The organism is Pseudomonas sp. Ost2 (assembly GCF_018326065.1).
GTDB classification, from domain to species: Bacteria; Pseudomonadota; Gammaproteobacteria; order Pseudomonadales; family Pseudomonadaceae; genus Aquipseudomonas; species Aquipseudomonas gingeri.
The window spans coordinates 5,050,601-5,076,071 of record NZ_AP021904.1 but is presented as its reverse complement, the minus strand read 5'-3'; the positions used below and the strand labels follow the sequence as shown (position 1 = coordinate 5,076,071).

The 25,471-nt window shown below is 63.3% G+C and carries 24 protein-coding genes and 1 pseudogene; 11 read left to right on the top strand and 14 right to left on the bottom strand.

Going from position 1 to position 25,471, the window contains the following annotated elements; genetic code table 11:
• The 3 genes from KI243_RS22180 to KI243_RS22170 are packed head-to-tail and all read right to left on the bottom strand — an operon-like array spanning position 1 to position 2,696.
• On the bottom strand, positions 1 to 795 hold the full coding sequence (locus tag KI243_RS22180; protein ID WP_017129512.1) for an ABC transporter permease: 795 nt from the start codon (positions 793 to 795) through the stop codon (positions 1 to 3).
• Positions 796 to 1,671 carry an ABC transporter permease gene (locus KI243_RS22175; protein ID WP_017129511.1) on the bottom strand — a complete coding sequence of 292 codons (876 nt, stop codon included), beginning with the start codon at positions 1,669 to 1,671 and terminating at the stop codon, positions 796 to 798.
• Positions 1,668 to 2,696 carry an ABC transporter ATP-binding protein gene (locus KI243_RS22170; protein ID WP_177086617.1) on the bottom strand — a complete coding sequence of 343 codons (1,029 nt, stop codon included), beginning with the start codon at positions 2,694 to 2,696 and terminating at the stop codon, positions 1,668 to 1,670. Before KI243_RS22170 ends, KI243_RS22175 begins: the two co-directional genes overlap by 4 nt.
• A gap of 241 nt (positions 2,697 to 2,937) precedes the next feature.
• Here KI243_RS22170 and KI243_RS22165 point away from each other — a divergent pair, with 241 nt between their 5' ends.
• Positions 2,938 to 3,777: an IclR family transcriptional regulator gene (locus KI243_RS22165; RefSeq protein ID WP_177086884.1), complete on the top strand. Its 840-nt coding sequence runs from the start codon at positions 2,938 to 2,940 to the stop codon at positions 3,775 to 3,777.
• Between the two features lie 58 nt (positions 3,778 to 3,835).
• On the opposite strand, the gene KI243_RS22160 is transcribed toward KI243_RS22165, so the two are convergent.
• Together KI243_RS22160 and KI243_RS22155 are read right to left on the bottom strand one after the other, a co-directional pair.
• On the bottom strand, positions 3,836 to 4,585 hold the full coding sequence (locus tag KI243_RS22160) for an anti-sigma factor (protein ID WP_177086619.1): 750 nt from the start codon (positions 4,583 to 4,585) through the stop codon (positions 3,836 to 3,838).
• The gene (locus KI243_RS22155; protein ID WP_042937213.1) at positions 4,582 to 5,088 is read right to left on the bottom strand and encodes a sigma-70 family RNA polymerase sigma factor; all 507 of its coding nucleotides are present in this window, start codon (positions 5,086 to 5,088) and stop codon (positions 4,582 to 4,584) included. The genes KI243_RS22160 and KI243_RS22155 overlap by 4 nt, the downstream gene beginning before the upstream one ends.
• A gap of 181 nt (positions 5,089 to 5,269) precedes the next feature.
• On the opposite strand from KI243_RS22155, the gene KI243_RS22150 reads away from it, so the two are divergent.
• Positions 5,270 to 6,349 carry a catalase family peroxidase gene (locus KI243_RS22150; protein ID WP_017129506.1) on the top strand — a complete coding sequence of 360 codons (1,080 nt, stop codon included), beginning with the start codon at positions 5,270 to 5,272 and terminating at the stop codon, positions 6,347 to 6,349.
• Positions 6,346 to 6,885 carry a cytochrome b gene (locus KI243_RS22145; RefSeq protein WP_178963875.1) on the top strand — a complete coding sequence of 180 codons (540 nt, stop codon included), beginning with the start codon at positions 6,346 to 6,348 and terminating at the stop codon, positions 6,883 to 6,885. The genes KI243_RS22150 and KI243_RS22145 overlap by 4 nt, the downstream gene beginning before the upstream one ends.
• Before the next feature lie 140 nt (positions 6,886 to 7,025).
• On the opposite strand, the pseudogene KI243_RS22140 reads toward KI243_RS22145, so the two are convergent.
• Positions 7,026 to 8,239 (bottom strand): annotated as a pseudogene (locus tag KI243_RS22140) (MFS transporter).
• Positions 8,240 to 8,337: 98 nt separating this feature from the next.
• Between KI243_RS22140 and KI243_RS22135 the strand changes: the two are divergent.
• On the top strand, positions 8,338 to 8,781 hold the full coding sequence (locus tag KI243_RS22135; RefSeq protein WP_103033061.1) for a helix-turn-helix domain-containing protein: 444 nt from the start codon (positions 8,338 to 8,340) through the stop codon (positions 8,779 to 8,781).
• Between the two features lie 76 nt (positions 8,782 to 8,857).
• On the opposite strand, the gene KI243_RS22130 is transcribed toward KI243_RS22135, so the two are convergent.
• Positions 8,858 to 9,574 carry a FadR/GntR family transcriptional regulator gene (locus KI243_RS22130; protein ID WP_212809921.1) on the bottom strand — a complete coding sequence of 239 codons (717 nt, stop codon included), beginning with the start codon at positions 9,572 to 9,574 and terminating at the stop codon, positions 8,858 to 8,860.
• Between the two features lie 360 nt (positions 9,575 to 9,934).
• Between KI243_RS22130 and KI243_RS22125 the strand changes: the two genes are divergently transcribed.
• Positions 9,935 to 11,290, top strand: a complete 1,356-nt coding sequence (locus KI243_RS22125) for an MFS transporter (RefSeq protein ID WP_017129501.1) — start codon at positions 9,935 to 9,937, stop codon at positions 11,288 to 11,290.
• A 28-nt stretch (positions 11,291 to 11,318) separates the two neighbouring features.
• Positions 11,319 to 12,671, top strand: coding sequence for a glucarate dehydratase (gene gudD / locus KI243_RS22120; RefSeq protein ID WP_177119318.1), 1,353 nt, complete (start codon positions 11,319 to 11,321; stop codon positions 12,669 to 12,671).
• Here the strand turns inward: gudD and KI243_RS22115 are convergent.
• Positions 12,668 to 13,321: a carboxymuconolactone decarboxylase family protein gene (locus KI243_RS22115; protein WP_177086629.1), complete on the bottom strand. Its 654-nt coding sequence runs from the start codon at positions 13,319 to 13,321 to the stop codon at positions 12,668 to 12,670. The two genes, gudD and KI243_RS22115, sit on opposite strands and share 4 nt — an antisense overlap.
• Before the next feature lie 165 nt (positions 13,322 to 13,486).
• On the opposite strand from KI243_RS22115, the gene KI243_RS22110 reads away from it, so the two are divergent.
• Together KI243_RS22110 and KI243_RS22105 are read left to right on the top strand one after the other, a co-directional pair.
• Positions 13,487 to 14,479, top strand: a complete 993-nt coding sequence (locus tag KI243_RS22110; protein WP_212809920.1) for a diaminopimelate epimerase — start codon at positions 13,487 to 13,489, stop codon at positions 14,477 to 14,479.
• A gap of 196 nt (positions 14,480 to 14,675) precedes the next feature.
• Positions 14,676 to 15,266 carry a hypothetical protein gene (locus KI243_RS22105; RefSeq protein ID WP_017129497.1) on the top strand — a complete coding sequence of 197 codons (591 nt, stop codon included), beginning with the start codon at positions 14,676 to 14,678 and terminating at the stop codon, positions 15,264 to 15,266.
• A gap of 6 nt (positions 15,267 to 15,272) precedes the next feature.
• Here KI243_RS22105 and KI243_RS22100 read toward each other — a convergent pair whose 3' ends face one another.
• Positions 15,273 to 16,244, bottom strand: coding sequence for a hypothetical protein (locus tag KI243_RS22100; protein WP_017129496.1), 972 nt, complete (start codon positions 16,242 to 16,244; stop codon positions 15,273 to 15,275).
• Between the two features lie 83 nt (positions 16,245 to 16,327).
• On the opposite strand from KI243_RS22100, the gene KI243_RS22095 reads away from it, so the two are divergent.
• Positions 16,328 to 16,786, top strand: a complete 459-nt coding sequence (locus KI243_RS22095; protein ID WP_212809919.1) for a GNAT family N-acetyltransferase — start codon at positions 16,328 to 16,330, stop codon at positions 16,784 to 16,786.
• A 19-nt stretch (positions 16,787 to 16,805) separates the two neighbouring features.
• Here KI243_RS22095 and codA read toward each other — a convergent pair whose 3' ends face one another.
• Entirely contained in the window at positions 16,806 to 18,044 is a 1,239-nt protein-coding gene (gene codA, locus KI243_RS22090) for a cytosine deaminase (protein ID WP_212809918.1), read from the bottom strand.
• A 26-nt stretch (positions 18,045 to 18,070) separates the two neighbouring features.
• Positions 18,071 to 18,847, bottom strand: a complete 777-nt coding sequence (locus tag KI243_RS22085) for a helix-turn-helix transcriptional regulator (protein ID WP_212809917.1) — start codon at positions 18,845 to 18,847, stop codon at positions 18,071 to 18,073.
• Positions 18,848 to 18,956: 109 nt separating this feature from the next.
• Between KI243_RS22085 and KI243_RS22080 the strand changes: the two genes are divergently transcribed.
• Positions 18,957 to 19,766, top strand: a complete 810-nt coding sequence (locus tag KI243_RS22080; protein WP_212809916.1) for a sulfite exporter TauE/SafE family protein — start codon at positions 18,957 to 18,959, stop codon at positions 19,764 to 19,766.
• Positions 19,767 to 19,817: 51 nt separating this feature from the next.
• Here the strand turns inward: KI243_RS22080 and uvrB are convergent, their stop codons facing one another.
• Entirely contained in the window at positions 19,818 to 21,833 is a 2,016-nt protein-coding gene (gene uvrB / locus KI243_RS22075) for an excinuclease ABC subunit UvrB (protein WP_017129491.1), read from the bottom strand.
• Positions 21,834 to 22,158: 325 nt separating this feature from the next.
• Here uvrB and KI243_RS22070 point away from each other — a divergent pair, with 325 nt between their 5' ends.
• On the top strand, positions 22,159 to 23,355 hold the full coding sequence (locus KI243_RS22070; RefSeq protein ID WP_017129490.1) for an amino acid aminotransferase: 1,197 nt from the start codon (positions 22,159 to 22,161) through the stop codon (positions 23,353 to 23,355).
• 70 nt (positions 23,356 to 23,425) lie between these two features.
• Here KI243_RS22070 and KI243_RS22065 read toward each other — a convergent pair.
• Together KI243_RS22065 and KI243_RS22060 are read right to left on the bottom strand one after the other, a co-directional pair.
• Positions 23,426 to 24,648, bottom strand: a protein-coding gene (locus KI243_RS22065; RefSeq protein ID WP_212809915.1) for an IS3 family transposase whose coding sequence is annotated in 2 segments (ribosomal slippage) — positions 23,426 to 24,297 and positions 24,297 to 24,648 — 1,224 coding nt in all. Because the reading frame shifts where the segments join, the coding sequence is not laid out codon by codon here.
• 144 nt (positions 24,649 to 24,792) lie between these two features.
• Positions 24,793 to 25,254 (bottom strand): DUF1640 domain-containing protein, encoded by a 462-nt coding sequence (locus KI243_RS22060; protein ID WP_177086641.1) that lies wholly within the window; start codon positions 25,252 to 25,254, stop codon positions 24,793 to 24,795.
• Positions 25,255 to 25,471: the final 217 nt, after the last annotated feature.

Here is a 25,471-nt window from a genome sequence, read left to right as displayed (position 1 = left end):
TCATTGTTTTCCTACCAGTACCCGATCCAGGCCATAGACCCGGTCGAGCAGAATCATCGTCAAGGCGGTCAGCGCGATCACCAGGGCCGAAACGGCCGCCATCATCGGGTCGATGGATTCGGTGGCGTACACGTACATGCGTACCGGCAGCGTCTGGGTCGCGGGGGAGGTGACGAAGATCGACAGCGTCACCTCGTCGAAACTGTTGATAAAGGCCAGCAGCCAGCCGCCGGCCACGCCGGGCAGGATCATCGGCAAGGTGATCTGGCGGAACAGCGTGAAGCGTCCGGCGCCGAGGGATTCGGCGGCCTGCTCGGCGCTGCGGTCCAGGCCGATGGCGGCGGCCAGGACCAGGCGCAGCACATAGGGCGTGATCACCAGCACATGGGCGAAGATCAGCCAGCTGAAGCTGCCGTTGACCCCCATCAGGGCGAACAGCCGCAACAGCGCCACCCCGAGGACCAGGTGCGGGATGATGATCGGCGAGAGGAACAGGCCATTGAGAAAGTCCCGCCCGGGGAACTGATGGCGGGTCATCGCCAGGGCGGCCGGGACGGCGATCAGGGTTGCCAGGGTGGCGGCGCTGAAGGCCAGGATCAGGCTGTTGTAGAACGCCTGGACGAAGTCTGCGCGTTCGAACACCGCGCGGAACCAGCGCAACGAGAAATCCGTGGTCGGCAGGCTCAGGGTGTTTTCCGGAGTGAAGGCCACCAGGCACACCACCACCAGCGGGGCCATCATGAACACCACGATCAGGCTGTGGAACAACAGGGCCAACGGGCCGTTTCTGGACATTTACGCGGCCCCCAGGGATTTCTTGTAGCGACGCTCGATCATCCGGTTCCACGACAGCATGATCAGCAGGTTGAGCAGCAGCAGCGCCACGGCGATCGCCGCGCCCATCGGCCAGTTGAGTTCCGACAGGTACTGGTCGTAGACCAGCGTCGCGACCATCTTCAGCCGTCGCCCGCCGAGCAGGCCGGGAATCGCGAAGGAACTGGCGGACAGGCCGAACACGATCAGCGTGCCGGACAACACCCCGGGCATGACCTGTGGCAGTACCACCAGGCGCATCACCTTGGCGTGGCTGGCGCCGAGGGACAGCGCGGCCTGTTCGGCGGCGGGGTCGAGCTTCTGCAACGAAGTCCAGACCGGGATGATCATGAACGGCAGCATCACGTGGACCAGGGCGATCACCACCGCGAACGGCGTGTAGAGCAGTTTCATCGGCGCCAGGCCGATGGCTTGCAGGCTCTGGTTGACCAGGCCGTCGGCACCCAGCAGGAGGCTCCAGCCAAAGGCCCGGACCACCACCGAAATCAGCAGCGGCGTGAGGATCAGGATCAGGAAGATCGAGCGCCACGGCGTGCCCATGCGGCTGAGGATGTAGGCCTCGGGCACGCCGATCACCACGCAGAGCAGGGTGGTCAGGCCGCTGATCCAGAAGGTGCGCAGGAATATTTCGTAGAAGTACGGGTCGCTGAGCAGCACGCCGTAGTGTTCCAGGGTGTAGGCATCGCCCTTGATGCCGGTCTGGTAGTCGAAGACGTTGAACGAGAGGACGGCGGTCAGTCCCAGCGGCAGCACCAGCAGGCCGATATACAGGGCCAGGGCCGGTGCCGACAGCAGGTAGCCGTGGCGTCCCTCGCGCATGCGGGCCAGCAGGCTCATGCCGGCACCTCGCCGCTTTCCAGGACCCGCAGCAGTTCGCTCGGCCAGTCCAGGCCGACCGCGACGCCTTCGTCCAGGGGCGCCGAACCGTCATTGCGACGGACCACGGTGACTTCGCCGATCATGCTGTCGACGCGGTACAGCCACTGGCTGCCGAGGAAAAAACGACTGAGGATGCGGCCTTGCAGACGTCCGCGGCCGGCTTCCAGCAGGTCGATCTTTTCCGGGCGCAGGCTCAGGGTCAACGCCCCGTCGCCCGGCAACTGGCGCACTTGCGGACAGCCGCTGGCGTCGCGGTCCCCGGGCAGCAGGTTGGCCTTGCCGACAAAACCGGAAATGAACCGGGTGCGCGGGTGTTCGTAGAGTTTGTAGGGCTCGTCGATCTGGGTGATACGCCCGGCCTCCATCACCACCACGCGATCGCTGATGGACAGCGCCTCGGCCTGGTCGTGGGTGACCATCAGCGTGGTGATGCCGACTTCGCGCTGGATGCGGCGAATCTCGAACTGCATCTCTTCACGCAGATTGGCGTCGAGGTTGGACAGCGGCTCGTCGAGCAGCAGCACCGGCGGCTCGATCACCAGGGCCCGGGCGAGGGCGACGCGCTGGCGCTGGCCGCCGGACAGCTCGCGGGGATAACGCTCGGCGTGGCGGTCCAGGCGTACCAACTGCAGGACCTTCGCCACCCGCTGCTGGACTTCGGCCGTCGGCACCTTGCGCATGCGCAGGCCGAAGGCAACGTTGTCGTGCACCGTCATATGGGGAAACAGCGCGTAGCTCTGGAACACCACGCCGAGGCCGCGGCTGCTGGGCTTGGCGTGGGTGATGTCGCGGTTGTCGAGCAGGATCCGGCCGGCGCTGACTTCGACGAAGCCGGCGATCATCTGCAGGGTCGTGGTCTTGCCGCAACCGGAGGGACCGAGCAGCGAGACGAACTCGCCCTTGTCCACGCAAAGCTGGGTGGCGACCACCGCTTCGATGGCGCCATAGCGCTTGCACACGCCTTCAAGTCGTAGAAAGGCCATAACTGCGTTCCACCTGTATTTGTTGTGCACGCCGGGGCGCGCTTTTTTGTCATGGGCAGAGACGAAAGGACGTTGCGGGGGTGCGTGGTGCTCGACGTGTGTCGGCTACCGGTGTTGTTCGAATCGCCCCTTGTGGACGCAGAGTAGGACGAAGCCTAGGATGTGCGAAAGCCTGAATTTCACTGAAGGAATGACTATTTTCACTTTCATTCATTCAGCAAATTTAAACATTGGAAATACGCTGATGAATTCCACTGAGCGGAATGAAAATAAAAATGAAGTCGGTGTCGGTGCGGTGTCCCGGCTGTTCGCGGTACTGCGCAGCCTGGGACAGACACCGGAAAACGGCGAGCGGGTGACCCAGCTGGCGGAGAACATCGGCTTGTCCCAGCCAACCACCCACCGCCTGCTGCGCAGCCTGGTGGAGGAAGGGATGGTCGAGCAGGACGGGCGCAGCAAGCGTTATCGCCTGAGCCTGGAGTTCTTCGCCCTGGCGGCCCGGGCCGGGCAGAGCGGCAATCTGCGCGAACTGGTGCGTCCGGCATTGCTGCGTTTGTCGGCCTCCCTCGGTGACTCGCTGTTCCTGCTGGCGCGCAGCGGTTTCGATGCGATCTGCCTGGACCGCAGCGAAGGGCCGTTTCCGATCCGCACCTTTACCGGTGATATCGGCGGTCGCGTGGCGCTGGGCGTCGGCCAGGGCAGCCTGGCGATCCTGGCCTTCCTGCCGGAGGATGAGCGGGAGACGGTGATTCGCTACAACCTGCCGCGACTGCGGGATTTTCACCTGTACGACGAGGTCTTCCTGCGTTCGGAAGTGGAGAACGTACGCAAGCTGGGGTACGCCGGGCGCAATACCGGCGTGTTGCAGGGAATGGCGGGGGTGGCGGTGCCGATCCTCGATCGCGAGGGCCGGGCGGTCGCCGCCTTGAGCGTGGCGACCATCAGTGACCGCCTCGGGCCGGACCGCCTGCCGACGGTGGTGGAATTGCTCAAGCGTGAAGCGGCGGTGATCGGGCCGCGGATCAATCCTTTCGATCCGCTGCTGCGCCGGCCTTCGCAGATCTTCGGCGCGCCCGAGTAGTCGGGCGCGCCGGATTCGAGGAGCGTTGCCACGCTCTGCGCGGGAGCGATCAGTGCGCTCAGAACTGCGTGGTCTGTTGCAGCACCTGTGCCGCCGGTGTGTCGGCCGGGGTGACCATCGCGTAGTTGTAGCCGCCGCCGGACCAGTACTCGGCCTGGAGTTCGCCGTCACGCCGCCGGCCACGCTCCAGCAGGTGGTTCTGCGGTCCTGGCGGACGCATGTAGTAGGTGATCCGCCGCCCCTGTGGGTCTTCGTAGAGGACCATCGCCGCCGCGCCCTGCTCGGTGCTCAGCAAGCGCGCGCTGACCGGCTTGAATCCGGCGCCCTGCAGGTTCGGCAGGCGGTTGGCGCGGGTGAAGTAGCGGTCGAGCCAGCCTTGCAGGTCGCCGTTCTGTTCGACCTTGAAGTCCGCCGGCAGGATGTCCTGGGTGGCGAACATGCGGTAGGCCTGCACCGCGTCGGCCATCGGTGCCGGGGTCGGGTAGCTCATCTGCCGCGCCTGCCAGCCGCCGAGGCCACCGACGCTCACGGCGATCAGCAGCACGGCCGCGCTCGCCAGGTGACGGCGCGACTGGCCGCGCAGGCGTTGGCGGATCATCGCCGGGTCCAATTGCGGATTGGCCGGCATCTGCAGCGCCCCGCCGAGGGCGGCACGCAGGTGCTGGGCATCGCGCTGCCAGTCGCGGACCTGCCGGGCCAGTTCCGGGTGGGTGGCCAGGTAGGTGTCCATCATTTGCCGGTCGGCATCGCTGAGCTGATGGTCGACATAGGCGTGCAAATCGCGTTCGCTGGGAGGAATCGTGATCATTTCAGTATCCGCAGGGAAGGGCTGGTGATTTCGCCGTCGCTGATCTGGCGCAAGGCCTGGCGGGCGCGGGACAGGCGGGACATCACGGTGCCGGTGGGGACGTCGAGGATCTCGGCGACCTCCTTGTAGCTCAAGCCTTCCACCGAAACCCAGAGCAGCAGGGCCCGTTGCTCGGTGGGCAGTTGCTCGAAGGCTTCCAGGGTCGATTGCGCCACTACCGTGCGCTCCACCGACGGCTGGGCATCGTCGCGCCCGGTGAAGAACTCGAGCATCCGCGCATACCGCCGGTTGCGGCGGTGGGCGTCGAGGAATTGCCGGTAGAGGATCGAGAACAGCCAGGCCCGCAGATCGCCCTCGGGACGTTTTTCGCCCCAACTGGACAGCGCCCGCTCCAGGCTGGCCTGGACCAGATCGTCGGCGCTGCTAGGATTACGGGTCAGCGACACGGCGAAGCGCCGCATGCGGGGAATCAGTTCACGTAGCTGTTCGTCGAGATCGTTCATGGAATCCTGCAGGTTCTTCACCTGTCATCTTGGACTAGCAAGACGTCTGGACTCGAAGGTTATTCCAATGGCCGGAAAATAAATATTCGAAAAATAAATCTGGGCGCCTGGAATAAACCATCGCGACCTTCGTCTTATAGCTCCTTCACCGTGTGGCCGCCTGAGGCCCTGGAGTTTTTTCATGGTAGATCACACCCCGCCGCCCCTCAGCGGTTCGAGCAAGGCCCTGCGCCTGGCCGCTATCGCCGTGGTGGTCGCGGCCCTGGCCGGGGCCTTTGCCTACGTCAGCGGCCGGCTCGACCCGCAGCGCCTGACACCGACGCGTATTGTCGATACCTTCGAGAAAAACAATGGCCTGCATCCGGGGTTCCGGCGCAACCATGCCAAGGGTGTGTGCGTCGCCGGTTATTTCGAAAGCAGCGATGAAGCGCGGCCGTATTCGATTGCCAAGGTGTTCGCCGCGGGCAGCGTGCCGGTGGAAGGACGTTTTGCCCTGCCCAGCGGCAACCCCTACGCGCCGGACAGCAGTGTGCCGATCCGCAGCCTGGGCCTGCGTTTCATCCTCGCCAACGGCCAGCAATGGCGCACCGGGATGAACAGCATGCCGGTATTCCCGGTGGGCACGCCGGAAGCCTTCTTCGAGCAGCTCAAGGCTTCCGCGCCGGACCCGACTACCGGCAAGCCGAACCCGGCGGCAATGGCGGCGTTTTTTGCCGGTCACCCGGAAACCGCGCCGTTCCTGCAGTGGGTCAAGACCGCCAGGCCATCGGCCAGCTATGCCACCGAAAGCTACAACGGGCTGAACGCCTTCTACCTGGTGAACGCCGCCGGCCAGCGCCAGGCGGTCCGTTGGGGGTATGTACCGTTGAGCCAGGATGCCCCGGGTGCCGTGGCCCCGGCAGGTGCCGATTTCCTGAACCAGGACCTGGAACAGCGGCTGGCGGCCGGCCCGTTGAAATGGCAATTGCGCATTACCCTGGCCAATCCCGGCGATCCGACCGATGACGCGAGCAAGGCCTGGAGCGGCGAGCACAAGGTACTCAACGCCGGGACCCTGGTGCTGGAGAGCACGCAACCGCAAGACAGCGGCGATTGCCGCGACATCAACTACGACCCGCTGGTACTGCCCAGTGGCATCGAGGCCTCGGCCGATCCGTTGCTGGCGGCGCGCTCGGCGGCCTATGCCAGTTCCTATCTGCGTCGTACCAGTGAAGTCGGCCAACTGCCTGCCGGTCACGCCAAACAGGAGTCCCGCCCATGAGCGCCCCTTCGAAGCATTTCGCCCCCCTGGCGCGCCTGCTGCACTGGCTGATGGCGCTGATGATCCTGGCGATGCTGTTTATCGGTGCCGGGATGGTGGCGTCGGTGTCGGCCCGGCATGAGTGGCTGATCCATCTGCACAAGCCGCTGGGCATCGCGATCCTGGCGTTGGTGATCGTGCGTCTGGTCGTACGCTTCAGCACCCGGCAACCGCCCTTGCCAGAGGATCTACCGGGCTGGCAGGTGCTGGCGGCAAAGCTGTCCCACGTGTTGCTGTACGCCTTGATGCTGGTATTGCCGCTGCTGGGCTGGGCGATGATTTCGGCGGCCGGTGATCCGGTGATGCTCAGCAGTTCGATTGAACTGCCGCCACTGCTCTCGGCCAATGCCACGACCTTTGCCTTCCTGCGCAAGGCCCACGGCTACCTGGCGTACCTGTTGTTCCTGACGGTGCTGATGCACCTGGCGGCAGCCTTGTTCCATGGCTGGATTCGTCGGGATGGCGTGCTGGAAAGCATGGTGCGCGGCAAGGATTGAAACCCTTGGGCGCCAGGGCTGGCGCCTTCGCGGGCCAGCTCGCTCCCACAGGGACGGCGGGGTGTGCGGCATTTGTGGTTGGCCCGACCCCTTGTGGGAGTGGGCTGGCCCGCGAAGAGGCCAGTCCAGGCGGCCCTTATTCAAGGATTTTTCACCACCTGCAGTGACCACCCCCAGTACCCCAGCGCCACGGCATTGATTCCCGCCCCCAGCAGGCACACGCCCAGCCAGCCCGCCCACGCGTACATCGCCGTGGCCCCGAGGGCCCCGGCTGCGCTGCCGATCGAATAGAACAGCATGTAGCCCGCCGCCAACCGGCTTTGCGCCTGTGGCCTGACGCTGTAGATCAGGGCCTGGCTGGTGACGTGCACCGCCTGCAAGCCCAGGTCGAGGGTGATCACCCCAGCAGCAAGGCCCAGAGCGACGATTGGGTAAAGGCGATCGGCAGCCATGACAACAGCATCAGCAGCAGCGACAGGCCGCTGGTCCATTGCGCCCGGCCGCGATCCGCCCAGTGTCCGGCGCGGGCGGCGGCCAGGGCGCTGGCTGCCCCGGCGAGGCCGAACAGGCCGATCTCGGTATGCGACAGCGACAGCGGCGGGGCGCTCAGGGGCAGGACCAGCGGTGTCCACAGCACCGTCCCGGCGGCGAAGATCAGCATCGCCAGCACGGCCCGGTCACGCAGGATCTTTTCCTCCCGGAACAGACTGAACACCGACAGGATCAGCGCTCCGTACGCCTGCCGCGCCTTGGCCGGTTCGTGCCTGGGCAACACCCGCCAGAGCGCCAGCGCCATGACCAGCGTCAGTCCCGACGAGAGCAGATAGACCGAACGCCAGCCGGCCAGGTCGGCCATGCCGCCGGAAACGCTGCGCGCCAGCAACAGGCCGACCACGATGCCGCTGGTCACCGTGCCGACCACCTTGCCCCGTTCACCCGCCGCTGCCAGTTGGGCGGCATAGGCCACCAGGGTCTGGGTCACCACCGCCAGCAGTCCGACCAGGCCCATGCCCAGCAGCAGCCAGAAGCTGTCGGGAGCCAGGGCGCTGAGCAGCAACGCCAGCACCGACACCAGCATCTGCCCGACGATCAGCCGCCGGCGGTCGAGCAGGTCGCCGAGGGGCACCAGCAACAGCAGTCCCAGGCCGTAGCCGACCTGGGTCAGGGTTATCACGCCGCCCACGAGGGCGTGGTCCATGGCAAAGGTCTCGGCCATGGCGTCCAGCAGCGGCTGGGCGAAATAGACATTGCCCACCGAGAGCCCGCAGGCGACGGCGAACAGCAGCACGACTGCCGTGCCAAGCCCCGTGGCCGGGGCTTGTGTATCGGTGGTGAGCGGGACTTCCAATGCCATGATAGACTCCTGGTGATCTGGTTGCTTTTTAAAACCAGTTGTACCCTAGAGGGAGTGGTTTTATATTGCAACCACATTTTTCCGCAGGAGCCCGAGCCATGGTCAAGCGTTCCAGCCTGGAAGCCGCCGAATGCCCGGTAGCCCGTTCACTGGATGCCATAGGCGACGGTTGGTCGCTGCTGATCATCCGCGACGCCTTCGACGGCATCCGGCGTTTTGGCGAGTTTCAGCGCAACCTCGGTCTGGCCAAGAACATCCTTGCCGCCCGTTTGAAAAACCTGGTGGGGCACGGCGTGTTGACGGTCGTTCCGGCCTCGGATGGCAGTGCCTACCAGGAATATGTGCTGACGGAAAAGGGCAGGGGGTTGTTCAATCTGATCATCGGCTTGCGCCAGTGGGGCGAGACCTATTTCTACGGCCCACAGGAACAGCATTCGCGGATGGTCGACCGCGAACAGGGCTTGCCCCTCAGGCCGCTGGAGCTGCGGGCTGCAGACGGGCGACTGCTGGGGCCGGAGGACTGTCGACGGATTCCGGTCTGAGCGTTTTGCATCACAAAAGCGGACGCAGCGTGTCCAGTGAGGCATTCCCATGCAGGGCGTGGGAACGATCGGCGTGTTATTCCCGGGAGAACCGTTCCCGACTGTTGCTCAGGTGGGTCCACATCGCCGCCCGTGCCGCATCGGCATCCTGGCGCTGGATCGCGTTCAGAATCGCTTCATGCTCCTGATTGGCCAACTGCCCCAGTTGCGCAAGGTCGGCGTCGCCGCGCTCGGCCCCCTGCACCCGGGTCCGCGGGATCATCGACTGCCCCAGGTGCAACAGGATCTCGGCGAAATACGGATTGCCGGTGGCCTCGGCGATCAACAGGTGGAAGCGTTGGTCGGCGGCCACGCAACTGTCGTTGTTGGCCAGCAGGCTCTGGTATTCGTCGAGGGCTTCGCGCATCTGCCGCAGGTGTTCGGCGCCGCGCCGCCGTGCCGCCAGGGCGACGGCCTGGGTCTCCAGGCCCAGGCGCAGTTCGAGGATGTCGCGCACGCTCAGCGCGGTGTCGGCGCTCAGGCGCAGGCCATGGGCTTCCTCGCGTTCCAGCACGAAACTGCCGACCCCGTGATGGGTTTCCACCCAGCCCGAGGCCTGCAGCTTGGAGATCGCCTCGCGGACCACCGTGCGGCTGACCTTGTGTTCACGCACGATGGTGCTTTCCGAAGGCAGCTTTTCCCCCGGTTTCAACTGGCCCAGGCGGATCTGCTGGGTCAGGTGATTGACCAGGTCGGTAGCCAGGTTGGGCGTGCGCTTGCGGCGTGGTGCAGGGAGGTCGGTATCAAGGCTCATGGTCGTGTCGCGCAGGAGTGAAGCATGAGCTTAACACTCGTCAGACAAGCTGTGCACAGGGCCGTTAAACATGTATGACAAGCTTGGTTTTCGCAGCCGTTTCCTGGTGATTTTCTGATGATTTTCTGATGATTTTCAAACGATGATAAGTTGCATGGTGCCATGATCTAATCGGTTTATTTGATAAATTTATAATAAAAACAATAGGTTGATTGTTATTCTGTCATCGCTTTGAAAAATCGCCAAGCACCAGGCAATCCGAAGGGACTTGTTAGCAGATTTTTCTACTCGTATGATGACTGTCGACTGGTTCGGCTGAACCAGCACCCCGCACACAAAAATAACCCGTGGGAGACCGTCGTGAACAACACCCTCGATCCGTCCGGAATACCGGAGCGTGATTCACTGCTGGCCGTCGCCGTGGCGAAGGTCAAGCGCCATGTACTGCCGCTGTTCGTCATCATGTTTATCGTCAACTACATCGACCGGGTGAATATCGGCTTCGTGCGCACGCACCTGGAGCATGACCTGGGCATCGGCGCCGCGGCCTACGGCTTTGGCGCCGGACTGTTCTTCATCGGTTATGCCTTGTTCGAAGTGCCTTCCAACATGTTCCTGCAGAAGGTCGGGGCGCGGCTCTGGCTGACCCGCATCATGTTCACCTGGGGCCTGGTCGCCACGGCGATGGCCTTTGTCCAGAACGAAACCCACTTCTATATCCTGCGTTTCCTGCTCGGTGTGGCCGAGGCCGGGTTCTTTCCCGGAGTGATCTACTACTTCACCCGCTGGTTGCCCGGTGTGGAGCGGGGCAAGGCGATTGCCATCTTCCTCAGCGGTTCGGCCGTGGCGTCACTGATCTCCGGCCCGTTGTCGGGGGCCTTGCTACAGATCGAGGGTTTCGGCTGGCACGGCTGGCAATGGATGTTCATCATCGAAGGCCTGGCCTCGGTGGTGCTCTGCGGTTTCACCTGGTTCTGGCTCGACTCCACGCCCCGCGACGCCAAGTGGCTGAGCGCCGCCGAGCAGGACGTGCTGGTGCAGGTGATCGAGGATGAACAGCGTGCCCGCGAGGCGGCGATGCCGGTCAAGCCGTCGATCTGGACCCTGCTCAAGGACCGCCAGATCGTGCTGTTCTGCCTGTTGTATTTCTGCATTCAACTGACCATCTATGCCGCGACCTTCTGGCTACCCAGCATCATCAAGAAAATGGGCGATCTGAGCGACCTGCAGGTGGGCTTCTTCAACTCCATTCCCTGGCTGATCTCGATCATTGCCATGTACGCCTTCGCGGCGGCCTCGGGCAAGTGGAAGCACCAGCAGGCCTGGGTCGCCACGGCGCTGCTGGTGGCGGCGGCGGGGATGTTCATGTCCACCACCGGCGGTCCGGTGTTCGCCTTTGTCGCCGTGTGTTTCGCCGCCATCGGCTTCAAGTCCGCCTCGTCGCTGTTCTGGCCGATTCCCCAGGCCTACCTGGATGCGCGGATCGCAGCCGGGGTCATTGCCCTGATCAACTCCACCGGCAACCTTGGCGGATTTGTCGCGCCGGCCACCTTCGGCTTGCTGGAGGAGCGCACCGGTTCGATCCAGGGCGGCCTCTACGGCCTGGCCGCGACCTCGGTGCTGGCGGCGATCCTGGTGTTCTATGCCCGCACCCGGCCCAAGACTTCCCACGCGCTGCCGGGGATCGTCAGCCCGGCCCTGAACAAACCCCATTGAACGACGCTTTTGCCGACAGGTACGAACCATGACTACACAGCCCCTCAATGCCGCCGGCCAGACGCCGGTGATCAGCGGTTTCCAGGTTATCCCGGTGGCCGGCCACGACAGCATGTTGCTGAACCTCAGCGGTGCCCACGGCCCCTTCTTCACCCGCAATATCGTGATCATTACCGATAGCAGCGGGCGCACGGGCGTCGGCGAAGTCCCCGGCGGCGAGCGGATTCGCGCCACCCTGGAGGATGCCCGCTCGCTGCTGCTGGGCCAGTCCATCGGCAATTACCAGAAGCTGCTCAACCAGGTCCGCCAGACTTTCGCCGAACGGGACTCGGGCGGGCGCGGGCAACAGACCTTCGACCTGCGTATCACCATTCATGCGGTGACGGCGCTGGAGGCGGCGTTGCTCGATCTGCTCGGCCAGTTCCTCGGCGTGCCGGTGGCGGCGTTGCTCGGAGAGGGCCAGCAGCGGGAGGCGGTCAAGGTTCTCGGTTACCTGTTCTATATCGGCGACCGGGCCCGGACCGACCTGGCCTATCGCAATGAAGCCGAGGCCGACGACGCCTGGTTGCGCCTGCGGCATGAGCAGGCGATGACCCCCGAAGCCATTGTCCGTCTGGCCGAGGCTGCCCAGGCACGTTACGGTTTCAATGATTTCAAGCTCAAGGGCGGCGTGCTCGACGGTGCCCGGGAGATGGAGGCGGTGACGGCCCTGGCCGAACGTTTCCCCCAGGCGCGGATCACCCTCGACCCCAACGGTGCCTGGTCGCTCAAGGAAGCGATTGCCCTGTGCCGCGACAAGCATGATGTGCTGGCCTATGCCGAGGATCCCTGCGGTGCGGAACACGGTTACTCGGGGCGCGAGGTGATGGCCGAGTTCCGCCGCGCCACGGGGCTGCCGACGGCGACCAACATGATCGCCACCGACTGGCGGGAAATGGGCCATGCGATCCAGTTGCACGCGGTCGATATCCCCCTGGCCGATCCGCATTTCTGGACGATGCAGGGCTCGGTCCGGGTTGCCCAGATGTGCCATGAATGGGGCCTGACCTGGGGTTCGCACTCCAACAATCACTTCGACATCTCCCTGGCGATGTTTACCCATGTCGCGGCCGCGGCACCGGGTGAGATCACCGCCATCGACACCCATTGGATCTGGCAGGACGGCCAGGGCCTGACCCGCGAGCCGTTGCAGATCGTCGACGGTTTTATCCAGGTCCCGCAAAAGCCGGGCCTGGGCATCGAGCTGGATCTGGACGCGGTAGCCAGGGCCCATGAGTGCTACCGGAACATGGGCCTTGGCGCCCGGGATGACAGCGTGGCGATGCAGTTCCTGATCCCGGGCTGGTCGTTCGACAACAAGCGTCCGTGCCTGGTGCGCTAGTCGGGGGTGAAGAGCGTCACGGCGACGATCTGTTCGCCCTCGACGCGAAACTGCAACACGCCACGGGGGGCCGGCTGACCTGCCTGGTAGCATTCCACCAGCACCCGGTCCGCCGCCGTGGCGGTGGCCTGGAGTTGATGGGGTTTACGCAGCAGATCCCGTGCTGCCGGTGGGAGCGGGAAAGGGCTGTGGTCATGGTTTTCCCGCACCGTGTCACAGAACGCCAGCACCACGGCCCTTGGCGGCCTGGCCGGTGGCGAAACCATTCCGGCGTCGGCAAACAGATGGTTGAGCTGGTCGGCGGTGGCTACCGCGCGTGGGAAGCCGGTGAAGGCAGAGGCCTGCAACAGCAGTTCGGTGTATTCGCCGGGAGCCAGGCCCGAAGCCAGGCCGGTCTTGAAATGCACGCTGAGCGGTGGCCCGACCATGCCGGCGGCAACGATGGCGGCGAAGGTCGCGGCTTCGCGCAACCGCGGATCGAGACCGGGGCGCTCGTGCAGATGGCCGTAGACGACGCCGACCGCCAATTCGCCCAATGCCGGCGCGGTATGAAACAGCGCATCCAGGCGTGCGCCGCCATCAGGTACCAACTCGATAAACTGCTTGCGGCCTTCACGGTACAGCTCTGCCACGGGGTCCTTGCTGTTCATGGTATGTCCTCTGCGAAAGATAGGGGTTCGCGCGTCGACGACAGCAGGACATCGACAGACAGGAGCCTAGCCAATCCGCGGGAAAATGCCTGCGCGGGAATATTTTTTCCGCGACCGATCAAGGCTAGAGTGGTGGGCTCCAGTGAACGCTTGCAGAGAGGGCGTATGCCGACGTTTTACGACGCACGCGGGAATATCTATGCCGTGGCGAGCCCCGATGAAGTGCGTGGCCTGGGCTTCGAGGTGCCGCTGGACGCGGCGCAGGCGGCCTCGCAGCGGCTGACCTGGACCGCGGGGGCGGTGCAGGCGTTGTGCGGCTGGGGCGACCAGGCACCCGGGCGAGGTGGCAAGCACCATCGTTCCGATGGACTGCTGGTGGGGCCGTTCCAGTCCGCAGCCCCCTTCGATCTGCTGATCATCAATACCGACGGCACCCTGGCCGAACGCAGCGGCAACGGCTTGACGATTTTCGCCCAGGCGCTGGCCGAGCAAGGCCTGCTGCCGGCGCAAGGAAGCTGTCGGTTGCAGGTCCATCACGATCAACCGGGCGGCGACTCTCCCGTGGTCACGGTGGTCGAGCCGGCACAGGTCGAAGGTATCCAGGGTTTCTGGCTGGCGTTGGGGAAGCCGGCGTTCGGTCCTGCCGCCGTCGCGGCCGCCGGCATGGGTGACGCCGGGTCGAATGGCCGCCACCTGAGCCATATCCCGGGTCTGGCGAGGCTGAACAGCGCCTGGCAGCGCAGCCAGTTCGTGCGGATCGGCAATCCCCATTGCGTGACCCTGGTCGACGAGGCATCGGCGTTGCCGAGCAATGCGCAGATGCTCGAACCGGCCCTGGAAACCGGCTTGGCCGCGATTGCCTTTGCGCCGCCCGTGGGGACTGGCGTGCCGTGTCCGGCCGGTGTCAATTTGCAGTGGGCGACGCTCGCGGGCCCCGGGCACCTGCAAGCGCGGGTGTTCGAGCGCGGCGAAGGGCCGACCGCATCCTCGGGTACCAGCGCCAGTGCCGTGGCCTGTGCGGCCTGGCAAGCCGGCTGGGTCGCGGCGGGCGAGGTCCGGGTCAGCATGCCCGGCGGCACCGCGCCGATTCGCCTAGTGGCGCAGGCGGGCGAGCTGCAGAGCGTCCATCTGTTCGGCGCTGCCCGGCGCCAGGGCTGACGACCGGCACGGGCGCGGTTCGACTCCGACACCGGGATCGGACTCGCCCGTCCCGCGGCGGTGCGGTTGTGCCCTTGTCCGCAGCGGGCGGTTTTGGCTTGAATGAATCGATGGGGTGAAGGCCGATGACGGCCTCGCCCGGATCGGGCCGTGGAGACGGGCCCGGGTTTTCGATTCATTCAAAGGGAATTCATTGATGAGAGCTGTCAGAGGTTTATTCAGTACATGGCTGTGTGCCGGCCTGGTGTTCACGGCCTGTTCCAGCAGCGCGCAGCCGGGGCCCGGGCTGGACTCCAGCGACAGGATCGCGGCATCTTCCACCGCCACCGACGGCATCGAGTCCACGCCGGCGGAACTGCTGGTGGGCAGTCGCACCGATTATTTTTCCTGCTCGGTGGGGCGCTTTCGCGGGGAGCTGGAGGCCAGGGTGGTGTTCGCCTCCGCCGGCAACACGGCCTATTTCGATGTCAGTGCGGTGCGCTACCGGATCGTCCGCAGCGACGGCCAGGGCGGCGGCAACAAGGCCAATATCAATTTTCACCTGGATACGCTGAACCGGCAGGGCGTGGTCAGGGGCAGCGACGCCTATCACTCGCCGGACTCATTGAAGCAGGATGGCAGTTGGCACATGCTCGATATCAATCGCATCGTGCGCACGGATTATCAGGGGGCGGTGACGTTCGAGTTCGTCTTCGACCGCTCCAAGGCCGCCGACACCCGCTGCGCGGCCCACAAGACCTACCAGTGGGCGGGGCCCTCGGCCGGTCTTTCCACCGCATCCGAGTGAACCGGTTCAACCCGCGTCGAGTCCTGGCGCCTGGCGAATCAGGAAGTGATCCAGGTTCTCGATTTCACAACTGAAGACACTGAAGGTCTGCTCCGGGTTTTTCTTGCTCGGCACCTGTTTCAACTCCGGGGTGACGCCGTAGAAGAAGCAGTAGAGATCGTCGGCCTGGTCGATCACGCTTTTGATTTCGGCAAGAAACGCCGTGCGCTGGCGGTAGTTTTCGATCAGGCCCTTGCTCAGGTAGACATTCACCGAACAGCGCTTCTTGTCGGCCCAGACCGGTTTGTCGAAGACGATGCTGAAGCTGCTCCCGTAATCCTTGATTTCCTTGATCCGGCCCCAGTAGATCAGGCCCTTGCGGTCCTGGCAGTACTCGACTTTCTTGAAGAAGGCCTGGTAGTTCAGGCTCTGCTCGCCGATGGTCAGCGGCATGCGCTTGAGCAGTTCCCTGTTGGCGAAGTTGGAGACAAAGCACTCCACCGGATGGGCAAATACGCTGGTGCGGTTCGGCACCGTCCTGGGCGCGTTGTCGGCGCTGCTCTCGGCTGGAGGCAGCACGACATCGGGTGCCGTCGCCGGCAGGCGGGTGTCATTGCCGGCGGGCGCCTTGCGCGTGTAGACGCGGCGGGTCAGCAGCAGTTCGACCGGGAAGTTCTGTTCGCCCTCGATCTCGTCCTGCGGATGGTCGGGGTCGAGGACGCCGGGGGCGGTTTCCGGGCTCAGGTACGGACAGTCCGCCAGGTGCCGGGTGCTGGGCATGTTCCTGAAGTGCGGGGTACGCTTGAAACGCACATTCGTGGCATTGTAGGTGGTCAACTGGTTGGTGCTGTCGAAGGCCGTACGGCAGGCATCGTTCGGGCACTGGAAGCACTCCCTGGCCGAATCGAACGCCACGGTCTCGTCGAAGTTGAGGTCGCGGACATCGTAGATCGTCAGTTTCTCGTCCAGGCTGACGCAGTAGGCTTTGTCGAATTTCATGCTCGGTCCATCGGCGGCGGAGTAAGGCATTAATATCAGGCAATCTTTTTCCATGCACCTGCCGATCAAGGAAAGTCCCCACTATGCAATCGATCATGCGCCTGGCTGAAGCACGCGACCTGCCCCGGGTCGAGGCCATCGTGGATGCGGCCTACCGTATCTATATCCCGCGAATGGGGCGAGAGCCCGGCCCCATGCTGGAGGACTATGCCGCCGTGCTGCAGGCCGGGCACCTGTTTGTGCTGGAGGTGTCCGGGCAAGTGGCCGGGATCCTGGTGCTGATCCGCGAGCAAGGTGCCATGTTGCTCGATAACGTGGCGCTTGCTCCTGAATATCAGGGGCGCGGGCTGGGTCGGGTATTGATGGCGTTCGCCGAACAGGCCGCGCTCGATGCGGGGTGTCCGGCGATTCGCCTGTATACCAACGAGGCCATGAGCGAGAACCTGGTGCTGTATGCGCGGCTGGGTTATGTCGAAACCCACCGCGCTGCGGACTCGGGTTTTCAGCGGGTCTACATGACGAAGAACCTGAAGCCGCTGTAGCGATCCGCTGCTGCGTGGATCACTCCAGCAGTTCCACCTGCGCCGGTTCGCGTCGCATGAGTATTTTTCCCTGGCGGATCGAATACAGCGGCAGCCCCTGGCTGCGGATCACTTCGTAGTCGTTGTCGGCCGGGAGGATCAGCAGGTTGGCCGGGCGCCCGGCTTCCAGGCCGTAGCGATCGCCCAGGGCCATGGCCCTGGCACTGTTGTCGGTGACCAGGTCCAGGGCGTTCTGCAGATTGCGATAACCGAGCATGTGGCAGATATGCAACCCGGCCTCCAGCACCCGCAGGATATTGCCGTTGCCCAGTGGATACCACGGGTCGACGATGGAGTCCTGGCCGAAACAGACATTCATCCCGGCTTGCAGCAACTCATCCACGCGGGTCACGCCACGGCGTTTCGGAAAACTGTCGAAGCGGCCCTGCAAGTGGATGCTTTCGGTGGGGCAGGAGACAAAACTGATGCCCGAGGCCTTGAGCAGGCGGAACAGCTTGGCGCAGTAGGCGTTGTCATAGGAACCCATGGCCGTGGTGTGACTGGCGGTCACCCGCGAACCCATGTCACGGCTGCGGGCCTCTTCGGCGAGGACCTCGAGAAAGCGTGAGTGCGGGTCGTCGGTTTCGTCGCAATGCACGTCCACCAGGCAGCCGGTCTTCTCCGCCAGGTCCATCAGGAACATCACCGACGAGACGCCCTGGTCGCGGGTGTATTCGAAATGGGGAATACCGCCGACCACATCGGCGCCGAGATTGATCGCCTCGACCATCAGTTCGCGGCCATTGCGATAGGACTCGATGCCCTCCTGGGGAAAGGCCACGATCTGCAGGTCGATCAGGTGCCGGGTTTCCTCGCGCACCTCGAGCATGGCCTTGAGCGCCGTCAGTTCCGGGTCGGTGACATCGACGTGGGTGCGTACATGCTGGATGCCGTGGGCGGCGAGGTTGCGGATGGTCTTTTTCGCCCGCGTCCTGGTGTCCTCGTGGGTAATGGTGGCCTTGCGTTCACCCCAGCATTCGATGCCTTCGAACAGGGTGCCGCTCATGTTCCAGCGCGGTTCGCCTGCGGTGAGGGTCGCGTCGAGGTGGATATGCGGCTCGACGAACGGCGGCACCACCAGGTTGCCCTGGGCGTCGAGGTCCGCCGGGCCGGCTGCCAGCAGGCCGGTTTGCGGGGTGATGCTCGCGATCCGTGCGTCCTCCAGGTGCAGGTCGTACAGGCCTTCGCGGTGGCGCAGCCGGGCGTTGAGGATATGCATGGGCGTGGTCCTTTTCGGGCATGTCGTCATAAGGTAGCCGAAGTGTGCAGGAAACTGCTTGGGGATCGACCCAGCACCCGGCGGAACATGGTGGAGAACGCCGCCGGGCTCTGGTAGCCGAAGTCCAGGGCGATCCGTGTCACCGCTTCGCCTGCGCTCAGGCGGGCCAGGGCCTGCACCACGCAGACACGCTGGCGCCAGTGTGAAAAGCTCAGGGCGACCTGCTCCTGGAACAGCCGGCCGAAACTGCGCAGGCTAAGATGCAGGCGGTCCGCCCAGGCCTGGGGCGACTGGCGGATATCCGGTTGCTCGACGAAGGCCTGGCACAGTGGCAGCAGGCGCGGGTCCCGGGGCAGGGGAATATGCAGTGGCAGGCTGCTGGCGCTGGCCAGTTCATGCAGCACCAGCGTGATCAACGCGCCATCGCGGCCCTGTTCGTCGTACGCCACCGGCATCTCGACGGCGGCGATCAGCAGTTGCCGCAGCAGGGCAGAGACTTCCAGCACCTGGCACGTCGGGCTCATCGCCCCGGCGGCCGTCGGCTCGATGTACAGGCTGCGGGTACTGACCCCGAGCATCAGCACCTGGTGTGGCACCCCGGGGGGAATCCAGACCGCACGCTGTGGCGGGACGATCCAGTTACCGTCATCGGTCAGCACATGCATCACCCCTGTGGCGCCATAGAGCAATTGTGCCCGCCGGTGCTGATGGCGGGCCAGCAGGTGACCGTGGGGATAATCGGTGCCGATGGCGATCACCGCTTGGGGCAGGTGATCGTAGAGGGCGAGGGCGGTATTGCGCATGGCGGGATCTGTCTGGCCGAAACTCAAACAGTATTGACTGGCTTGCGCAAGCACGCCAGATGTTGCCCGCTTAAGGTGGGGTTCTCTCTTCCTGAAAGGACCCGATGTGATGCTCTATGGGCTGTTGGCGCTGTTTGGCGCACTGGCTGGCATGACCAGCGTGCTGTTCGGTTTCGGTGGCGGTTTTGTCGTGGTGCCGTTGTTGTACCGCATTCTGGGCGACAGTCCGGACCCGGCGATCAGCGGAGCGGCGATGCAGATCGCCGTGGCGACCTCGACCTGCGTGATGATCGTCAATGCCCTGATCGCCACGGGCAAGCACCGGCGTGCCGGTAACCTGCGGCGCGCGTGGATCTGGCCCCTGGCGGGATTCATCGGCCTTGGCTCGGTATCGGGGGCGGTGCTGGCGAGCCTGGTGAGCAGCGAGGCGGTACGCTGGGCGTTTATCGTTTATCTGGGCCTGACCCTGGTGGATTGCCTGGCGCGGCGCGGCTTCATGGAGCAGGCGCTGGTCTCCCCGGCGAAACCGCTCAAACCTGTCGTCACGGTGGGTGGTGGCCTGTTGATCGGTGCCGTGGCGACCTTTCTCGGAGTCGGCGGCAGTGTCATGACCGTGCCGCTGTTGCGCCGCAATGGCCTGAGCATGACGCTGGCGACGGCGATGGCCAATCCGCTGAGCGTGCCGGTGGCGGTGGTGGGGACCCTGACCTATGTCGCTCTCGCCGGGTTCCGCCCGCTGGGATTGGGGCCGTGGTTCGCCGGCTATGTGGATCTGCCCGCGTTCGGCGTGCTGATCCTCGGATCGCTGGCGGGAATGCGCCTGGTGAGCCCCCTGATCGGGCGCATTCCGGACCGCCTGCATGCCGGGATCTATACCGGCTTGCTGGCGTTGGTGCTGCTGGCGATGTTGCTGGACTGAACGGGCTATCAATAAGCCCGGCTCCCACAAGGACTGTGGACAACCTCTGGATCAGACCGTCAGCAATCGCTCACGCAGCTTGCCGATCTCGTCGCGCATCTGTGCGGCCGCCTCGAACTCCAGGTCGCGGGCCAGTTGGTACATCTTTTCTTCCAACTGGCGAATGCGCTTGCCGATCTCGCTCGGCGAGCGCAGTTCGTTTTCGTAGCGGGCGTTTTCCTCGGCGGCCTTGGCCATGCCCTTGCGCTTCTTGCTGCGCGAGCCGGGCACGGTGGCGCCTTCCATGATATCGGCGACGTCCTTGAACACGCCCTTGGGGGTGATGCCGTTGGCCAGGTTGAAGGCGATCTGCTTGTCGCGACGGCGCTCGGTTTCACCGATGGCGCGCTCCATGGAGCCGGTGATCCGGTCGGCGTAGAGGATGGCCCGGCCATTGAGGTTACGGGCGGCGCGACCGATGGTCTGGATCAGCGAGCGTTCGGAGCGCAGGAAGCCTTCCTTGTCCGCATCGAGAATCGCCACCAGCGAGACTTCCGGCATGTCCAGGCCTTCGCGCAGCAGGTTGATCCCCACCAGCACATCGAAGGTCCCCAGGCGCAGATCGCGGATGATTTCCACCCGCTCGACGGTGTCGATGTCCGAGTGCAGGTAGCGCACGCGCACGCCATGGTCGGCGAGGTAGTCGGTCAGGTCCTCGGCCATGCGCTTGGTCAGGGTGGTGACCAGTACCCGCTCTTCCACGGCCACGCGCTTGGAGATTTCCGAGAGCAGGTCGTCGACCTGGGTCAGTGCCGGGCGGATTTCCACTTGCGGGTCCACCAGGCCGGTTGGGCGTACCACCTGTTCGACGACCCGGCCGGCGTGTTCGGCCTCGTAGTTGCCGGGGGTTGCGGAAACGAAGATGGTCTGCGGGCTGATGGCTTCCCACTCGTCGAAGCGCATCGGCCGGTTGTCCAGTGCCGAGGGCAGGCGGAAGCCGTACTCCACCAGGGTTTCCTTGCGCGAACGGTCGCCCTTGTACATGGCACCGACCTGCGGAACGCTGACGTGGGATTCGTCGATCACCAGCAGCGCATCGGCCGGCAGGTAATCGTAGAGTGTCGGTGGCGGTGCGCCGGCTTCGCGTCCCGAGAGGTAGCGCGAGTAGTTTTCGATGCCGTTGCAGTAACCCAGTTCGAGGATCATCTCCAGGTCGAAGCGGGTGCGTTGCTCAAGGCGCTGGGCTTCCACCAGCTTGTTGTTGCTGCGCAGGTATTCCAGGCGTTCCTGCAACTCCGCCTTGATCCCTTCGATGGCGTCGAGCAGGGTTTCCCGCGGCGTCACGTAGTGGCTTTTCGGATAGAAGGTGAAGCGCGGCAGTTTGCGGATGACTTCGCCGGTCAGTGGGTCGAAGGCCGACAGGCTTTCCACTTCATCATCGAACAACTCGATCCGGATCGCTTCCAGGTCGGATTCGGCCGGGTAGATGTCGATCACGTCGCCGCGCACGCGGAAGGTGGCACGGGCGAAGTCCATGTCGTTGCGGGTGTATTGCAGGTCGGCCAGGCGACGCAGCAGGGCGCGCTGGTCGAGCTTGTCGCCACGGTCCACGTGCAGGACCATCTTCAGGTAGGTTTCCGGGCTGCCCAGGCCGTAGATGCAGGACACCGTGGTGACGATGATGGCGTCCTTGCGCTCCAGCAGGGCCTTGGTCGCCGACAGGCGCATCTGTTCGATATGGTCGTTGATCGACGCATCCTTCTCGATAAAGGTATCGGAGGAGGGCACGTAGGCTTCCGGCTGGTAGTAGTCGTAGTAGGAAACGAAGTACTCGACGGCGTTGTTCGGGAAGAACGCCTTGAACTCGCCGTACAACTGCGCGGCCAGGGTCTTGTTCGGGGCCAGCACCAGAGTGGGGCGCTGGACCTGGGCAATCACGTTGGCGATGCTGAAGGTCTTGCCCGAGCCGGTCACCCCGAGCAGGGTCTGGTGGGCCAGGCCGGCGTCGATGCCTTCGACCATCAGGCGGATGGCCTCGGGCTGGTCGCCGGCGGGCTGGAAGCGGGTGACGAGCTGGAATTCGGACATAACGTACCTCTGGGTCACGCCTGCCCGGCAAGCCGCGCAGCAACGAAAAAGATCGCCTGCAACAGCAGGTCGCAGGGAAAAAGCATGATAAGCCTAGATGTGGTGTTGCGTCCGACAGCTTTCAAGGCGGGTGTCTGTCGGACGTTAATGTTGCATTTCGATTGTCGGTCGTAAAATAAATCAAAAAACTTGCCGGAATCCGACAATAGTCGGTCGCCCTCGCCGATGATGGGCTCTATACTAGCTCCCCGTTTGTGCACCGCTCTAGTGCAATCGGCCGGAGCGTTGTCACCCCCTCCACCCCCCATTCAGAGCCGCCGCAATAATGAGCCTGTTCTCCGCTGTCGAAATGGCACCACGCGATCCTATCCTGGGCCTCAACGAAGCATTCAATGCCGATACCCGTACCGACAAGGTCAACCTGGGTGTAGGTGTTTACTGTGACGAAAGTGGGAAAATTCCACTGTTGCGTGCCGTTGTCGACGCCGAGACCCAGCGCGTGGCTCAGCATGCTTCCCGTGGCTACTTGCCGATCGACGGCATTGCCGCCTACGACAAGGCGGTACAAACCCTGCTGTTCGGTGAAGGTTCGCCGCTGATTGCCGCCGGTCGTGTACTGACCACCCAGGCTGTCGGTGGTACCGGCGCGCTGAAGATCGGCGCCGATTTCCTCAAGCAGCTGCTGCCGAACGCCACCGTTGCCATCAGCGACCCGAGCTGGGAGAACCACCGCGCGCTGTTCGAAGCCGCCGGTTTCCCGGTACAGAACTATCGCTACTACGATGCCGCGAGCAACGGGGTGAACCGTGCCGGCCTGCTGGAAGATCTCAACGCACTGCCGGCCAAGTCGATCGTCGTGCTGCACGCCTGCTGCCACAACCCGACCGGCGTCGACCTGACCCCGGCCGACTGGCAGGACGTGCTGGACGTGGTCAAGTCCAGGGACCTGGTTCCGTTCCTGGATATGGCTTACCAGGGCTTTGGTGATGGCATCGAGGAAGACGCCGCCGCCGTGCGCCTGTTCGCCGGATCGGGCCTGACGTTCTTCGTTTCCAGCTCGTTCTCCAAATCGTTCTCGCTGTACGGCGAGCGTGTCGGTGCGCTGTCGATCGTCAGCGAATCGAAGGAAGAGACCGCCCGTGTCCTGTCCCAGGTCAAGCGCGTGATCCGTACCAACTACTCCAACCCGCCGACCCACGGGGCGAGCATCGTCGCGGCCGTGCTGAACAACCCTGAGCTGCGTGCCCAGTGGGAATCGGAACTGGCTGAAATGCGCCTGCGGATTCGCGGCATGCGCATGCAGATGGTCGACCTGCTGGCCCAGTATGGCGCCAAGCGTGACTTCAGCTTTGTCGGTCGCCAGCGCGGGATGTTCTCCTACTCCGGCCTGACGGTGGAGCAGGTGGCACGCCTGAAGAACGAGTTCGGGATCTACGCGCTGGATACCGGTCGTATCTGCGTGGCCTCGTTGAACCAGCGCAATATCGAAGCGGTGGTGAAGGCGATTGTCCAGGTGATCTGATGGGCGAATGGGGTATTGTCCCTGTCGTACCACCCTGTCTAGTCCTGAAATAGGTTGACACCTATTTCACTCAAAACGCCCGATGCACCGCATTGGGCGTTTTGTATTTCAGGGACAAATGCGGCCGCTCTCCGTTGTAGATCAGGACCGATTCATCCACCATTTTCTTCGCCTCTGCCAAGTCCCTTGGGCGATGCAACAGGAACTCGGTCTTCAAAATTCCGTTTATGCGCTCGGCCAGAGCGTTCTGATAGCAGTCATAACCATCCGTCATCGAGCAGATAATGCCGTGCCTGATGTGCAGTCGTTGATAAAGATCAGAACAGTACTGGGCACCACGGTCCGAGTGATGTATCAACGTCTGCTTGGTTTTGCGCTCTGCAACGGCATTCTTCAACGCCCTGATGACTGACTCTGTATGCAGGCTTTCATGCACATGATGGCCCACTATTTTTCGCGAGTAAGCGTCAGTTACCAAGCTCAGGTAAGCCACGCTTTCTTGGGTGGGCAGATAGGTTATATCCGCAACCCATACCTGTTCAGGCCCATTGGCAACGACTTGATCCGGACCTGCTTTGAGCAGATTGGGATGGCGTCGAAAGCGATGATGGCTATGAGTCGTTTTGTGATAAGCCCGCTTGCGCGGGACCAGTTCGCGCACCTCTCGCAAGATTGCAAACAAGCGGTCCCGCCCTACCTGCAGCACCGTTTCTGCTTCGCTCTGCAGTAAATGGTGCAGCTTACGTGTTCCAAGTCTTGGCTGACGCCGCCGCTTTTCCAAGACAAAATCCACTATCCGTTGATTGTGGCTGAGCCGTGCATCATAAGCCCGATTGCGCTTGTAATAGGCCTGACGAGAAATCCCCATGAACAGGCAAGCCCTGGTGATGCTCAGGTCTTCGATTTGCCCTTGTGAGAGGACTTGCCGGGTCGCTTTTTTACGACGGAAATACCGTAGTCGTTTTTCAGAACATTCACGACGGCTTCGAAAAACTGAGCTTTCTGGTTACTCAGCGCCAGCTGTTCTTCAAGCTCTTTGATTCGCTGCTCGGGTGTCAGCGGTAGAGTTGGCTCGGTCATGGACCTGGTCCTCAACACTCGAATAGACGCGCCTTGGCTCCAATCCTGCCGACCATGCTTGCGTAGCCACACCAACACCGTAGACCGGCCCTGGATACCATAGCGCCGTTGAGCTTCTTTATAACTCAACTCGCCTTTTTCAACCTGATCGATGACCGACAATTTAAAAGCCAGTGTGTAATCTCGCTGACTGCGCCTTTTGCCTGAATCCATTGCGTCCTCCTGAAAAAAGGTCAGAAGGTGTAAACCTTATTCAGGACGGGACACCCGATTGAAAAAAGCCCGCAGCGATGCGGGCTTTTTTATTGTGTGATCTTTCTATCCGGCAGGCCTGCTGCCTGGTCCGGTCGGGTTGGCTCAGCCGAGGAAAGCCTTGCTCAGGAAGTCGTAGGCCAGCTTGATGGAGGGAATGCTGATACAGAGAAAAATAATACCAAACTGCCAATGCACGAGCTTGTGATGGGCCTCCAGTGAGGTGATCGATGACCGCAGGTCCGCGCCTTGTTTCGCTATCGATTCTCGAAGCTCCGAGCCTTGTGTCGATATCAATTCACGAAGCTCCGAGTTCTGGGTCGCCATCGATTCTCGGAGTTCCGCGCCTTGTTCCTTGATCAACGCCCGCAGCTCCACACCCAGGGCGTTCATATCAGTCCTCAATTCCGAGATCGATGCGTTCAGGCGGGTCTCGGTGTGAAGCAGGTCCGATTTCGTAGCGAAATTCTGCATTTCGTCCTCCCAGGCATCCACCACGCCTTTGGCCTTGCCGGCTGGGATGCTGATGGCGGTCAGCGCGTCATACAGGTTGAGTGAGAATGTCATCTTGGCTCCTGCGATAACAATGGCCTGGAAACGCCCTCTGACTGCCGGTGCTGCCGACGATAGCGTTCTGAAACCAATCTTCGACTCAAACCTGTTGGATGATATAGCCAGCTATTTCCCCTGATTTTGTAGGCTCGTGCCTAGCTTCGCGTCTGTAAAGCAAACTCGCCTGCTTGCAGGGTTTGTTGCAAATTGTTGCAGATTGCGCAAAGCACTT